The organism is Brevibacterium moorei (assembly GCF_024580735.1).
In the GTDB taxonomy this organism is placed as follows: domain Bacteria; phylum Actinomycetota; class Actinomycetes; order Actinomycetales; family Brevibacteriaceae; genus Brevibacterium; species Brevibacterium moorei.
In genome coordinates this window covers 1-256 of the sequence record NZ_JANIJX010000078.1, presented here as the reverse complement: position 1 = coordinate 256, position 256 = coordinate 1, and the positions used below count along the sequence as shown (strand labels likewise).

Sequence of the window (256 nt, the reverse complement as noted above, 5' to 3'; positions counted from 1 at the left end):
CTACTCTCCCACACACTCCCGCATGCAGTACCATCAGCGCAATCGGGCTTAGCTTCCGGGTTCGGAAAGGGACCGGGCGTTTCCCCAACGCTCTCACCACCGCAAAACCACAGAACAACACACACCATACGTGTGCATCACTGGATCGTGCAGTGAAACTAGTAGACGTGAACACCAACCCCACACAGGGGCCATGCATGCTTATACGCTCGTTGTTGTTACTCGTGTTACCCAACCCACCACACACCCCGACAAG

Annotated in this window: 1 rRNA gene; it reads right to left on the bottom strand. The window is 55.5% G+C overall.

The annotated features are described in order from the left end of the window. Positions 1-104: ribosomal RNA gene (gene rrf, locus NQ034_RS16110) — 5S ribosomal RNA — on the bottom strand; the annotation flags it as partial. Positions 105-256: the final 152 nt, after the last annotated feature.